The following is a 12,414-nucleotide window of genomic DNA, read 5'->3' as shown; positions in this document are numbered from 1 at the left end:
CCAATTTCGGCGTCGCCGCGCCAACTTCAAGCCCGTCTTCTTATATAAACAATCTCATTACCGTTTCGAGCCTTTAACAGACAGCGAGAGAGTTATCCTGATGAAGAAAAAGTCATTTTTACTCAGTGCATTAGCCATTAGTCTCGGATTAACCTTCGCTTCTGTTCCTGTTGCGAACGCCAGTATTCCCGTGGCGGTAGACGGTCAGGCATTGCCAAGTCTGGCGCCAATGCTGGAGAAAGTGCTGCCCGCCGTAGTCAGCGTACAGGTTACCGGCACCACGCCTGCCAGCAGCGACGTCCCGCCTGAATTCAAATTCTTCTTCGGGCCACAGGCGCCAACAGAAGATCAGGGCGGACAAGCTTTCGAAGGCCTCGGCTCTGGCGTCATTATTGATGCCGCCAAAGGCTACGTGCTGACCAACAACCACGTGGTCAACAACGCCGACAAGATTAAAGTGCAGATTAACGACGGCCGGGAGTACGACGCCAAGTTAATCGGCAAAGACGATCAGTCAGATATCGCCCTGATCCAGCTGATTGATGCCAAAAACCTGACCCAAATTGCCATGGCTGACTCCGACGCGTTGCGCGTGGGCGACTTCGCTGTGGCAGTGGGTAACCCGTTCGGCCTTGGGCAGACCGCCACGTCCGGCATTATCTCGGCGCTGGGGCGCAGTGGCTTGAACCTTGAAGGGCTGGAGAACTTTATCCAGACCGACGCCTCAATTAACCGCGGTAACTCCGGCGGCGCGCTGATTAACCTGAAAGGCGAGCTTATCGGCATCAACACCGCCATCCTCTCCTCGCAGGGCGGCAGCATCGGCATTGGTTTCGCCATCCCGGTGAACATGGCCAAAAACCTCAGCGCCCAGTTGATTAAGTTTGGCGAAGTAAAACGCGGCCTGCTGGGCATTCGCGGCAGCGAAATGACCCCAGAACTGGCGAAAGCCTTCAAGCTGGATAGCCAGCGCGGTGCCTTCGTCAATGAAGTCCTGCCTGACTCGGCAGCGGCCAAAGCGGGTATCAAGGCCGGTGACGTGCTGATCACCTTACAAGGCAAGCCGCTGAGCAGCTTTGCCGAGCTGCGTGCCAAAGTGGGTACCGCAGGTCCGGGCGTCACCATGCAGATTGGTTTGCTGCGCGAAGGCAAGCCGATGAATGTGGATGTCACGCTGGATAAGAGCCCGACGGTCGAAACCAGCATCGATAAGATTAACCCGGCGTTGCAGGGCGTGACCTTAAGCGACCTTGATCCTAAAACCGCCAAAGGTATTCGGGTCGATGACGTGAAGAAAGGCTCTCCGGCTGACCAAATTGGCTTGCAGAAGGATGATGTGATCATCGGCGTTAACCGCGAAGCGGTCGACAATCTGGCAGCATTGCGCAAAATCCTTGAAACCAAGCCTGCGTTGATTGCGCTTAGCGTGCAGCGCAAAGGTCAGAATATCTATTTGTTGATGCCATAAATCGTCATTGATGGCTGAAAACCGCCGTTAGTGCCGTAAACTGCTGAAAATCGGACGTAGCCAGTGCTGCGTCCGATTAACTCATGCTATCCTTCAGGCATATTTCAACCACCATTCCAGACACTCATGCTAGTTAAGTTATTGCGATCCGCCGTTATTGGACTGATTGTTGCCGGTATCCTGCTGGCAGCTGTGCCTATGCTGCGAAAAAATATCGCCAAGCCGTTGTTCGAACACAATTTCACTGAAAACAGCGAACAGCCGGTCAGCTATAACGAAGGCGTGCGTCATGCGGCCCCTGCGGTAGTTAACGTCTATAACCGTAATATGGGTGCCAACTCACAGAGCGAGTTACAGATCCGCACGTTGGGGTCTGGCGTCATCATGAATGACAAAGGCTACATCCTCACCAACAAGCACGTGATCAACAATGCTGACCAAATCATCGTGGCATTGCAGGACGGGCGGGTATTTGAAGCCCTGCTGGTTGGTTCGGATACCCTGACTGACCTTGCGGTGCTGAAAATCGACGCGGGCACTAACCTGCCGGTCATTCCAATCAACCCTAAGCGCGTCCCCCATGTTGGCGACATCGTGATGGCGATTGGCAACCCTTATAACCTCGGCCAGACCGTGACGCAGGGGATCATCAGCGCCACGGGTCGAATTGGTTTAAGCCCGTCAGGCCGCCAAAACTTCCTGCAAACCGATGCGTCTATCAACCAAGGTAACTCCGGCGGTGCGCTGGTGAACTCACTGGGCGAGCTGATGGGCATCAACACCCTCTCCTTCGACCAGAGCAATGATGGCGCGACGCCAGAAGGTATCGGCTTCGCCATTCCGACTGCCTTGGCGACCAAGGTGATGGGCAAGCTTATCCGCGATGGTCGGGTTATCCGTGGTTATATCGGCATTGGCGGGCGCGAGGCTTCTCCTCTGCACGGGCCGAATACCGGTTTGGATAGAATTCAGGGCATTATCGTTAATGAAGTGACGCCAAACGGTCCGGCGGCCAATGCGGGTATCGTGGTCAGCGACGTGATTGTCAGCGTTAACGGCAAACCGGCGGTGTCAGCCATTGAGACCATGGACCAAGTGGCGGAGATTCGCCCCGGCACGGTTATCCCGGTTGAGATCATGCGCGACGGTAAGAAGATTGCTCTACAGGTCACGATTCAGGAATACCCGACACACTAAGCGGGCGGGTTTAGCCTTCTCTGGCGATGAAATCGCGCAGATAAAAAAGCCGGAAGATTCACTCTTCCGGCTTTTTTATACGTGGCCCGCCAAGATGCAGCGGGCTTTTAGGCTGAATTACTCGCCTTTCACACGTTCGATTTTTGCACCCAGCTGGCGCAGTTTATCTTCGATACGCTCATAGCCGCGATCGATGTGATAAATACGGTCAACGATAGTCACGCCTTCCGCAATACAGCCCGCCAGTACCAGACTCGCCGAAGCGCGCAGGTCGGTCGCCATAACTTGCGCGCCGGACAGCTGCTCAACACCGTGACAAATCAGGGTGCTGCCTTCAATCTCAGCGTGCGCACCCATACGGATAAGCTCTGGGATGTGCATGAAGCGGTTTTCGAAGATGGTTTCGGTGATAACGCCGGTACCTTCAGCCACCAGATTCAGCAAACTGAACTGCGCCTGCATGTCAGTCGGGAAGCCCGGATGCGGCGCAGTGCGCAGGTTCACGGCTTTCGCGCGCTTACCGTGCATGTCGAGGCTGATCCAATCTTCGCCCACTTCGATATCAGCACCAGCTTCACGCAGTTTAGCCAGCACGGCGTCTAGCGTGTCCGGACGAGTATCGCGGCAAACCACTTTACCGCCAGAGATAGCAGCAGCAATCAGGAAAGTACCGGTTTCGATGCGATCTGGCACCACGCGGTAAACACCGCCGCCGAGACGCTTCACGCCTTCGATGGTGATTTTGTCAGTGCCTGCGCCGGTGATTTTCGCACCGATAGCATTCAGGAAGCCGGCGGTATCCGCGATTTCAGGCTCACGCGCCGCGTTCTCAATGATGGTGGTGCCTTCAGCCAAGGTAGCCGCACACATGATAGTCACGGTCGCGCCTACGCTCACCTTGTCCATCACGATGTGAGCGCCCTTCAGGCGACCATCGACAGAAGCTTTAACATAACCTTCTTCCAGCACGATTTTGGCACCCAGCTGCTCAAGGCCGCTAATGTGCAAATCAACCGGACGTGCGCCGATAGCACAGCCACCCGGCAGGGAAACCTGACCCTGACCAAAACGCGCCACCAGCGGACCAAGTGCCCAGATAGAGGCGCGCATGGTTTTCACTAAGTCGTATGGCGCGCAAAATTCATTTACGTCGCGTGCATCAACAAAAACCGAACCATTACGTTCGACTTTAGTCCCCAACTGACCAAGCAGCTTCATGGTGGTGTCGATGTCTTTTAAATGCGGGACATTCTGAAGTTCAACCGGCTCTTCGGCGAGAAGCGCGGCAAACAAGATAGGAAGTGCGGCATTTTTTGCACCGGAGATAGAGACTTCGCCACTGAGACGAGTTCCACCCTGTACACGAAATTTATCCATTATGACGGCTCTCTTAATTTCAAAAACTTCATTTCAAATATTGCGCAACTGTCAGCTTAAAAACCGTTCAGTTTGCGATCGCGCTGCCATTCTTCAGGGGTATAAGCCTTGATAGAAAGCGCGTGGATACGGTTATCAGCGATGTATTCCATCAGCGGGGCGTACACGGTTTGCTGCTTCTTGACGCGGCTCATGCCGTCAAACATTGCGCCGACCACGATGGCCTGAAAATGGCTACCGTCGCCAGTGATGTGAGCTTCATCCAATGCCAATGCGTTCATCAGCACGTCTTTAATTTCGTTAGTGTCCATAGGAATCGATTCTTCTGAAGAGATCATAACAGCCGAACATCTTATAGAGATCCGGCCAACTCTTAAACCATGAAAAAGCCCCTGTTCGAGAGTTTCGCGCAGGGGCTTGTCGGTCTGGATGCCGCTTTTGCCATGACTTCAGGCTAACTCACGGTATCTATTGCCTTATTTTATCCGGCATAGAAAGCACATTTAGTTAACAGGAATAATGTCCTGCAAATTGTAGAGTGCGATCAAAGTGCTCAAACGATCGGTCATGCCGGTGACGCTGAGCGAGCCTCCGCCCTGCTCCGCCAGTTCACGCAGGTGAACCAGCATCGCCAATCCGGCAGAATCCACGCGCTCAAGGCCAGCAACATCCACGGTGTTAACGCCGGTCATCAAAGTCAGGCGTTGGTTCCATAAGGGCAGCAGGGTTTCGCGATCCAACTCACCGCGCAAAATCAGGCGCGGCGGTTGATGTTCCCAGCTCAGTTGGCCTTTCATTTTTGATCCAGAGTGATTGGCTGCGCAGCGGCTTGTTTCAGACGCTCAGTCAGGCCATCAATGCCTTTCTGGCGCAAGATGTCTGCCCACTCGTTCTGCTTGGTAGAGATCATGCTGACGCCTTCGGCAATCATGTCATACGCCTGCCAGTTGCCACTCTGGCTGTTTTTACGCCATTGGAAATCGAGGCGAACCGGCGGGCGACCGTGCTGGTCGATGATGGTTACGCGGATGGCGATAATGTCCTGACCGGCATAGGACTGCTCAGGTTGCACCTGATAAGTCTGGTCGCGGTACAACGCCAGAGCCTGACCGTAAGCCTGTTGCAGGTAGTCGCCGAAAGCTTTGAAGTAAGCATCACGCTGAGCAGGGGTAGCGTCTTTGTAGTAACGGCCCAGCACCAGTGCGCCCGCGTATTTCACCTGCACGAAAGGCAGCAGTTCTTCACGCACGATGGTGCGCAGATAGTTGGGATCCTGCTTAATTTTCGGCTGATCGGTTTTGAGGCGGGTGAAGGTATTCTTCGCCGCTTCGTTCATCACGCTATAAGGGTTGGTCTGGTCAACTGCCGCATTGGCAAGGGGTGCCATTACCACCAGCAGAGTGGCTAAAATAATACGTTTAAACATGCCTTGCTCCTCTTAATAAAGCTTTGCGATGGAAACTACTTAATGACTTGGGGCCGCAGGTTGTGGGGCTGATACAGCATCTGGCGCGGCTTGCGCGTCACCAGATTTCGCATCTTTACCATCGTTACCGCTCTTGTACAGGAATTGGCCGATAAGGTCTTCCAGAACTAAAGCTGATTTGGTGTCCTGAATTGAACCGCCATCTTTAAGGATAGTCGTTCCCATCTCTGGGTCTTCAAAACCTATGTTCAGGGCCAAGAACTGCTCGCCCAACAGGCCAGATGTGCGAATCGCCAAGGTACTGGTGCTCGGGATCTGGTTGTATTTCTGCTCGATATCCATCTCAACTTTAGGCGAGTAGTTTTTATCGAGGGTAATGGCGCTCACGCGGCCAATCACCACGCCGCCCACTTTGACCGGAGAGCCCGCTTTCAGGCCACCGATGTTGTCAAAGGTGGCAGAGATACGGTAAGTCGGTTCTGAACCGAGCGAACGAATATCAGCCACTTTGAGGCAAAGGAATAACACGGCGCACAGGGCGATTATCAAAAATGCGCCAACCCAAATTTCACTCTTTTTCGTTTGCATCGATTAATTCCCAAACATCAGTGCTGTCAGCACAAAATCTAATCCCAGCACCGCCAAAGACGAATGCACCACGGTACGAGTCGTTGCCCGGCTAATCCCTTCCGAAGTTGGGATAGCATCATAACCATTGAAAAGCGCAATCCAGGTCACGGTGATGGCGAAAACTACGCTTTTAATCAAGCAGTTGAGCAGGTCATGACGCCATTCTACTGCACTTTGCATCGCCGACCAGAAGAAGCCGCTGTCGATACCTTTCCAGTTCACGCCGACCAGAGAGCCGCCCCAAATCCCCACCGCGACAAAAATGGCGGTAAGCAGTGGCATGGAGATCATCCCGGCCCAGAAACGTGGCGCGACGACGCGACGCAGCGGGTCAATCGCCATCATCTCTAAGCTTGAGATCTGCTCTGTGGCTTTCATCAGGCCGATTTCAGCCGTCAAGGCTGAACCCGCGCGCCCGGCAAACAGCAGAGCCGTGACCACCGGACCCAATTCGCGAAGCAAAGAGAGCGCCACCATCATGCCCAGACTGGCTTCAGCACTGTAGGTGGTCAGAACGATGTAACCTTGCAGTCCCAGCACCATGCCGATAAACAGGCCTGAAACCAAAATGATCAGCAGTGACAGCACGCCCACGCTGTACAGCTGTTTGAGCAGCAACGGCCACTGCTTGGCAAACTGTGGCTTACCGACCAAGGCGCGGAACAGCATCAAACCGGCGCGACCAAAAGAGGCGCAAGTTTGAATGCCACGGCGGCCCGTTGAGGCTAATGCCTTAATTAACATTGATATACAACTCCATCATCCAAGCAGCTCGGTTTTATAATCACCCGCTGGGAACCGGAAAGGCACCGGACCATCCGCGATGCCGTCCAAGAACTGGCGGACGCGTGGGTCAGGATTGTTCTGCAATTCCTCTGTCGTTCCTTCCGCAATAACGTGCTGAGCCGCCACAATATAAGCATAGTCGGCGATGCTCAGGACTTCGGGAACGTCGTGCGATACGACGATACAGGTAACGCCAAGTGCATGATTAAGCTCATCAATAAGCTTCACCAAGACGCCCATGGTGATGGGGTCTTGGCCGACAAAAGGTTCGTCGAACATGATGAGTTCGGGATCAAGCGCAATGGCACGAGCCAAGGCGACGCGACGCGCCATACCGCCGGACAGCTCCGCGGGCATCAGTTCCCCGGCTCCGCGCAGGCCTACGGCCTCGAGCTTCATGGTCACAGTGCTACGCAGCAGCTCTTCAGGCAGCTTGCTGTGTTCACGCAGCGGGAAGGCGACATTTTCAAACACATTGAGGTCGGTGAACAATGCACCGGACTGAAACAGCATGCTCATTTTTTTACGTGATTCGTAGAGCTTACTGCGTGATAAGGCAGGGATATTTTCCCCATCGAACCAGATTTCACCACTGTCTGGTGCTAACTGGCCGCCAATGAGACGCAACAAGGTGGTTTTACCGATCCCTGATGGCCCCATGATGGCAGTGACTTTGCCGCGTGGCACCGTCATGTTTATCTCTTCGAAAATGGGACGATCGCCGCGCATGAAGCTCATGCCTTTGATCTCGACCAGATTCGATTGGCTCTGACTCATTCAGTTTATCCCTTCGGACTGTTTCAGCTTACGATACCCCTGATGTTAGAGGGATCGGCGCATAACTCCGGTATTTTTACAAAAACTTACCGCGTTTGCGTCACCAAAGTTGCCATTGATTTACTTTTCTATGGCAGAGGGTCAAAATCTTCGAAAACCCGATTAAAACAAATCAACAATTCGTCTAACATATAGCAGCTTTGACTGGCTGTATTTAGGCCGTTAGTAGCATGTTGATCATTTTTGACTTCCATTTTGGTCGCCTGTTCGAGTTACGAACCTCGCATTATACCTAATTAAAGGACTTTTCATGCTTCTCGCTATCGTACTCATGGTTGTCGGCCTACTGCTTCTGGTTTATGCCGCCGATCGATTAGTGTACGGAGCCGCCGTTCTCGCCCGCTCAATTGGCATCCCGCCATTAATTATTGGTATGACCGTCGTAGGTATCGGCATCTCCCTGCCAGAGCTCGTGGTCTCTACCACTGCCGCGATTAATGACCAGATGGATTTAGCCGTGGGTAATGCCATTGGTTCAAATATCATTAATATTCTTCTGATTTTGGGCGGAGCGGCCCTAATTCATCCACTTTCCGTTCGTTCTGATATCTTGCGTCGCGAACTCCCTTTATTGTTACTGGTCACCGTGCTCTGTGGTTTTCTGCTTAGTGATGGTGAACTGAGCAGAACCGACGGCTTGCTATTACTAGCGAGTGCCGCGATTTTTGTCATCTTAATGATAAAAATCGCCCGCGCCGCAGAGAAGCAAGGGTTGGACACCTTGACTTATGAACAGATGGCGGAACTTCCGCAGGACAGCAGCAATACGGTGGCTTTCCTATGGCTGGCGCTGGGCTTCATTATTATGCCGCTGGCGTCGAGCATGATTGTTGATAACTCGACGGTGATCGCCCGCTACTTTGGCGTCAGCGAACTGATCATTGGTTTGACGGTGGTGGCTATCGGCACCAGCCTGCCTGAGCTGGCGACCTTTATTGCGGGCGCGGTGAAAGGCGAAGACGACATCGCGCTGGGTAATATTATTGGTGCCAACATCTTTAACACCTGCTTGGTGCTAGGCCTACCGGCGCTGGTTGCGCCCGGGTCGTTTAGCCCGGAGGCGTTCCACCGCGATTACTGGGTGATGTTAGCCGTCAGCGTGGTGCTAACCGGCCTGTGCCTGATGCGCAAACATCGCATCGGTCATCTGGCGGGAACCTTGTTATTATGTGGCTTTGTCGCCTACCTCGCGTTGCTCTACTTTGTGCCGGGCAGCGTTGATTTTTGACCCATCAGGAAGAAAAAATGGGAAATTTCGAGCCAGAACGCGGGTTTGATTATCAGTCCGCAGGAAAAGCAGTGCTGAAGACGGAACGCGAAGGACTGGAGCAACTCGACCAATACATCAATGACGATTTTACCCGCGCGTGTGAAAAGATGTTCGCCTGCGCCGGTAAAATAGTGGTGATGGGCATGGGCAAATCAGGCCACGTCGGGCGCAAAATGGCGGCAACCTTCGCCAGCACCGGCACGCCAGCATTCTTCGTCCATCCGGGCGAGGCCAGCCATGGCGATTTGGGCATGGTGTCGAAACAAGACATCGTTATCCTGATTTCCAACTCCGGCGAGTCGCACGAAATACTGGCGCTGATCCCAGTGCTGAAGCGCCTTTCTATCCCCCTGATTTGCATGACAGCCAACCCGGAAAGCTCGATGGGCAAAGCCGCCGATGTGCATATCTGCGTGCGCGTCCCTGAAGAAGCTTGCCCGCTCGGACTCGCGCCGACCTCCAGCACCACCGCGGTGATGGTAATGGGCGACGCGCTGGCCGTGGCGCTATTGCAGGCTCGCGGCTTCACGGAGGAAGACTTCGCCATGTCGCACCCCGGCGGAGCACTTGGCCGTAAGCTTCTGCTGCGCGTCAGCGATATCATGCACACTGGGAGCGAAATCCCCCATGTCAGCCGCGACGCTTCTCTGCGCGACGCCCTGCTGGAGATCACCCGCAAAAATCTCGGCATGACCATCATTTGCGATGACCTGATGAAAATCGAAGGCATCTTCACGGATGGCGACTTGCGACGCATCTTCGATATGGGCGTCAACATCAGTGAGGCGTCTATTGCTGATGTCATGACCCCGGGTGGAATTCGCGTTCGCCCGAATTTACTGGCCGTTGATGCCCTAAACTTGATGCAGGACCGACACATTACCTGCGTGATGGTTGCCGATGGCGACCATTTGTTGGGTGTGTTACATATGCACGACATGCTGCGCGCTGGCGTAGTTTAATTGAGGAATGCCCTGAATGAGTATTAAAGCAGCTACGGTGGATACTTGTTACGGCCCGGTCAGCGCTAATGTGCTGGAGCGAGCCAAGTCCATTCGCCTGCTGATTTGTGATGTGGACGGCGTGATGTCTGACGGCCTGATTTATATGGGCAACCAAGGCGAAGAGCTGAAAACCTTCAACGTACGCGACGGCTACGGCATTCGCTGCCTGCTGACGTCCGATATCGAAGTGGCGATCATTACCGGCAGAAATGCAAAATTGCTGGAAGACCGCGCCAAGACGCTGGGAATTCGCCACCTTTATCAGGGGCAGTCAGATAAGCTTTTGGCCTTCCGCGAACTGTTAGATACACTGTCCCTACAGGCTGATGAAGTTGCCTATATTGGTGATGACCTGATTGACTGGCCGGTGATGGCTGAAGTAGGTCTGTCTGTTGCCGTAAAAGATGCGCACCCAATCCTGCTTCCTAAGGCGCATTATGTAACCCAAATCCCCGGTGGGCGTGGCGCAGTACGCGAAATATGTGACCTAATTCTGCTGGCACAGGGCAAGCTGGAGGACGCCAAAGGGCTGTCAATATGAACAAACCAAAGCTTTGGATAACTATCGTTCTGGCCATCGTGGTATTAGCCCTGATTGGCTGGAATTTGTCTGACTCAGACAATGCGGCGCCTGTCGCAGTAAACGATCAGGACCCGACTTATCAGAGCCAGCACACGGTGACCGTGGTTTATAACCCGCTGGGTGCCTTGAATTACAAGCTAGTCTCTGACGAAGTCAAATATTACACTACGACTCAATTAACATGGTTTACCAACCCGGTAATGACCATGTATGACAAAGACAAAATTCCTGTGTGGACGGTTCGTTCAGATCGCGCCAAGATGACCGATGACAAGATGCTCTATTTGTATGGTCATGTTCAGGTCGACAGTCTGACACCTGATACCTCGCAATTGCAGCGTATTAGAACCGACAACGCTTCAGTCAATTTGGTAACGCAAGATGTTGCCTCTGATGATGAAGTGACGCTTTATGGCACAGGCTTTACATCTAACGGCATGAAAATGCGTGGAAATCTGCGTAACAAAACCGCAGAGCTGATCGATAAGGTAAATACCTCTTATGAAATTCAAAACAAAAAACAGAATCCGTAATCTCCTGATCACCAGCTCTCTGTTAGCCGTCAGCATTCCGGCGTTTGCGCTGAAAGATGACACCACAAAGCCGATCACCATCGACTCTGCTAATCAGGCGCTGGACGTAAACACCAATACTGCGACCTTCACCGGCAACGTGGTAGTGAATCAAGGCTCTATTCAGGTTAAAGCTGATAAAGTCGTGGTTATCCGCCCTAACGGCGTTTCCGGCCAAGAAGTGGTGGAAGGCTATGGTAACCCTGTGACCTTCTATCAGATGCAGGATAACGGTAAGCCAATCAGCGGCCACGCCTTGAAAGTGCGCTATGAAGTGGCGAATGACTTGGTGACGCTGACCGGCAATGCTTATCTGGAACAACAAGATAGCAACGTGAAAGGCGACAAGATTACTTATCTGGTGCAAAAACAGCAGATGCAGGCCTTCAGTGACAACAAAGGCGGCCGTGTGACCACCGTGCTGGTACCTTCGCAATTGCAAGACAAAGGCCAGCAACCGGCGACAACTCCGACCAAAAAGAGTAAGTGATAATTTATGGCAACGTTAATCGCAGAAAATCTGGCTAAGGCTTACAAAGGCCGCAAAGTGGTCGAGGATGTCAGCCTGGCCGTCAACTCCGGCGAAATCGTTGGGTTGCTGGGGCCAAACGGTGCCGGTAAGACCACCACCTTCTATATGGTCGTGGGCATCGTTCAGCGCGACGCGGGCCGTATTGTGGTTGACGATGAAGACATCAGCCTGCTGCCGCTGCACACCCGCGCCCGTCGCGGGATTGGCTATCTGCCGCAGGAAGCTTCGATCTTCCGCCGCCTCAGCGTTTTCAACAACCTGATGGCCGTGCTGGAGATTCGCGACGACCTGACCAAAGAGCAGCGCAATGACCGCGCCAACGAGCTGATGGAGGAGTTCCATATCTCCCATCTGCGCGATAACTTGGGTCAATCGCTGTCTGGTGGTGAACGCCGCCGTGTGGAAATCGCCCGCGCGCTGGCCGCTAACCCGAAATTTATTCTGCTTGATGAACCTTTTGCCGGCGTTGACCCAATTTCAGTTATCGACATCAAAAAAATCATCGAACATCTGCGCGACAGCGGCCTCGGCGTATTAATCACCGACCACAACGTGCGTGAAACGCTGGATGTCTGTGAGCGCGCTTACATCGTAAGTCAGGGCAAGCTAATTGCTCACGGCACTCCGACAGATATTCTGGAAGATGAACAAGTGAAACGCGTTTATCTCGGCAATGAGTTCCGTCTGTAATCATCGATTTTGCCCGCTTTCATTCGCGTTGAGTGACGGCGG

Annotated in this window: 15 protein-coding genes; 8 read left to right on the top strand and 7 right to left on the bottom strand. The window is 53.3% G+C overall.

Annotated elements, in window-relative coordinates; all coding sequences use genetic code 11:
• Positions 1-100: 100 nt before the first annotated feature.
• Entirely contained in the window at positions 101-1,468 is a 1,368-nt protein-coding gene (degQ, locus tag GEAM_RS00415; RefSeq protein WP_034786722.1) for a serine endoprotease DegQ, read from the top strand.
• A gap of 126 nt (positions 1,469-1,594) precedes the next feature.
• Positions 1,595-2,665 (top strand): outer membrane-stress sensor serine endopeptidase DegS, encoded by a 1,071-nt coding sequence (gene degS, locus GEAM_RS00410; protein ID WP_034786721.1) that lies wholly within the window; start codon positions 1,595-1,597, stop codon positions 2,663-2,665.
• Positions 2,666-2,782: 117 nt separating this feature from the next.
• On the opposite strand, the gene murA is transcribed toward degS, so the two are convergent.
• The 7 genes from murA to mlaF form a co-directional block, all read right to left on the bottom strand.
• Positions 2,783-4,042 carry a UDP-N-acetylglucosamine 1-carboxyvinyltransferase gene (gene murA / locus GEAM_RS00405; RefSeq protein WP_034786720.1) on the bottom strand — a complete coding sequence of 420 codons (1,260 nt, stop codon included), beginning with the start codon at positions 4,040-4,042 and terminating at the stop codon, positions 2,783-2,785.
• 56 nt (positions 4,043-4,098) lie between these two features.
• The gene (ibaG, locus tag GEAM_RS00400) at positions 4,099-4,353 is read right to left on the bottom strand and encodes a BolA family iron metabolism protein IbaG (protein WP_034786719.1); all 255 of its coding nucleotides are present in this window, start codon (positions 4,351-4,353) and stop codon (positions 4,099-4,101) included.
• Positions 4,354-4,545: 192 nt separating this feature from the next.
• Entirely contained in the window at positions 4,546-4,839 is a 294-nt protein-coding gene (gene mlaB / locus GEAM_RS00395; RefSeq protein WP_034786718.1) for a lipid asymmetry maintenance protein MlaB, read from the bottom strand.
• Entirely contained in the window at positions 4,836-5,468 is a 633-nt protein-coding gene (gene mlaC / locus GEAM_RS00390; RefSeq protein ID WP_034786717.1) for a phospholipid-binding protein MlaC, read from the bottom strand. The genes mlaB and mlaC overlap by 4 nt, the downstream gene beginning before the upstream one ends.
• A 39-nt stretch (positions 5,469-5,507) precedes the next feature.
• Positions 5,508-6,056 (bottom strand): outer membrane lipid asymmetry maintenance protein MlaD, encoded by a 549-nt coding sequence (gene mlaD / locus GEAM_RS00385; RefSeq protein ID WP_034786716.1) that lies wholly within the window; start codon positions 6,054-6,056, stop codon positions 5,508-5,510.
• 3 nt (positions 6,057-6,059) lie between these two features.
• Positions 6,060-6,842, bottom strand: a complete 783-nt coding sequence (mlaE, locus tag GEAM_RS00380) for a lipid asymmetry maintenance ABC transporter permease subunit MlaE (RefSeq protein ID WP_034786715.1) — start codon at positions 6,840-6,842, stop codon at positions 6,060-6,062.
• 15 nt (positions 6,843-6,857) lie between these two features.
• The gene (gene mlaF / locus GEAM_RS00375; RefSeq protein WP_034786714.1) at positions 6,858-7,661 is read right to left on the bottom strand and encodes a phospholipid ABC transporter ATP-binding protein MlaF; all 804 of its coding nucleotides are present in this window, start codon (positions 7,659-7,661) and stop codon (positions 6,858-6,860) included.
• 310 nt (positions 7,662-7,971) lie between these two features.
• On the opposite strand from mlaF, the gene GEAM_RS00370 reads away from it, so the two are divergent.
• The 6 genes from GEAM_RS00370 to lptB are packed head-to-tail and all read left to right on the top strand — an operon-like array spanning position 7,972 to position 12,372.
• Positions 7,972-8,949, top strand: coding sequence for a calcium/sodium antiporter (locus GEAM_RS00370; RefSeq protein ID WP_034786713.1), 978 nt, complete (start codon positions 7,972-7,974; stop codon positions 8,947-8,949).
• A 17-nt stretch (positions 8,950-8,966) separates the two neighbouring features.
• Complete coding sequence (gene kdsD / locus GEAM_RS00365) at positions 8,967-9,953, top strand: arabinose-5-phosphate isomerase KdsD (protein ID WP_034786712.1); 987 nt, start codon at positions 8,967-8,969, stop codon at positions 9,951-9,953.
• 16 nt (positions 9,954-9,969) lie between these two features.
• A complete protein-coding gene (gene kdsC / locus GEAM_RS00360; RefSeq protein ID WP_034786711.1) occupies positions 9,970-10,536 on the top strand; it encodes a 3-deoxy-manno-octulosonate-8-phosphatase KdsC in 567 nt (188 codons plus the stop codon).
• Positions 10,533-11,111 (top strand): LPS export ABC transporter periplasmic protein LptC, encoded by a 579-nt coding sequence (gene lptC / locus GEAM_RS00355; RefSeq protein ID WP_034786710.1) that lies wholly within the window; start codon positions 10,533-10,535, stop codon positions 11,109-11,111. Before kdsC ends, lptC begins: the two co-directional genes overlap by 4 nt.
• Positions 11,080-11,640 carry a lipopolysaccharide ABC transporter substrate-binding protein LptA gene (gene lptA, locus GEAM_RS00350; protein ID WP_034786708.1) on the top strand — a complete coding sequence of 187 codons (561 nt, stop codon included), beginning with the start codon at positions 11,080-11,082 and terminating at the stop codon, positions 11,638-11,640. The genes lptC and lptA overlap by 32 nt, the downstream gene beginning before the upstream one ends.
• Positions 11,641-11,646: 6 nt before the next feature.
• Positions 11,647-12,372: an LPS export ABC transporter ATP-binding protein gene (lptB, locus tag GEAM_RS00345; protein ID WP_034786706.1), complete on the top strand. Its 726-nt coding sequence runs from the start codon at positions 11,647-11,649 to the stop codon at positions 12,370-12,372.
• The last annotated feature ends 42 nt before the right edge of the window (positions 12,373-12,414 follow it).

The organism is Ewingella americana ATCC 33852 (assembly GCF_000735345.1).
Lineage (GTDB): Bacteria > Pseudomonadota > Gammaproteobacteria > Enterobacterales > Enterobacteriaceae > Ewingella > Ewingella americana.
Note: the sequence above shows the minus strand (reverse complement) of the source record. Positions and strands in the feature narration are given on the sequence as shown.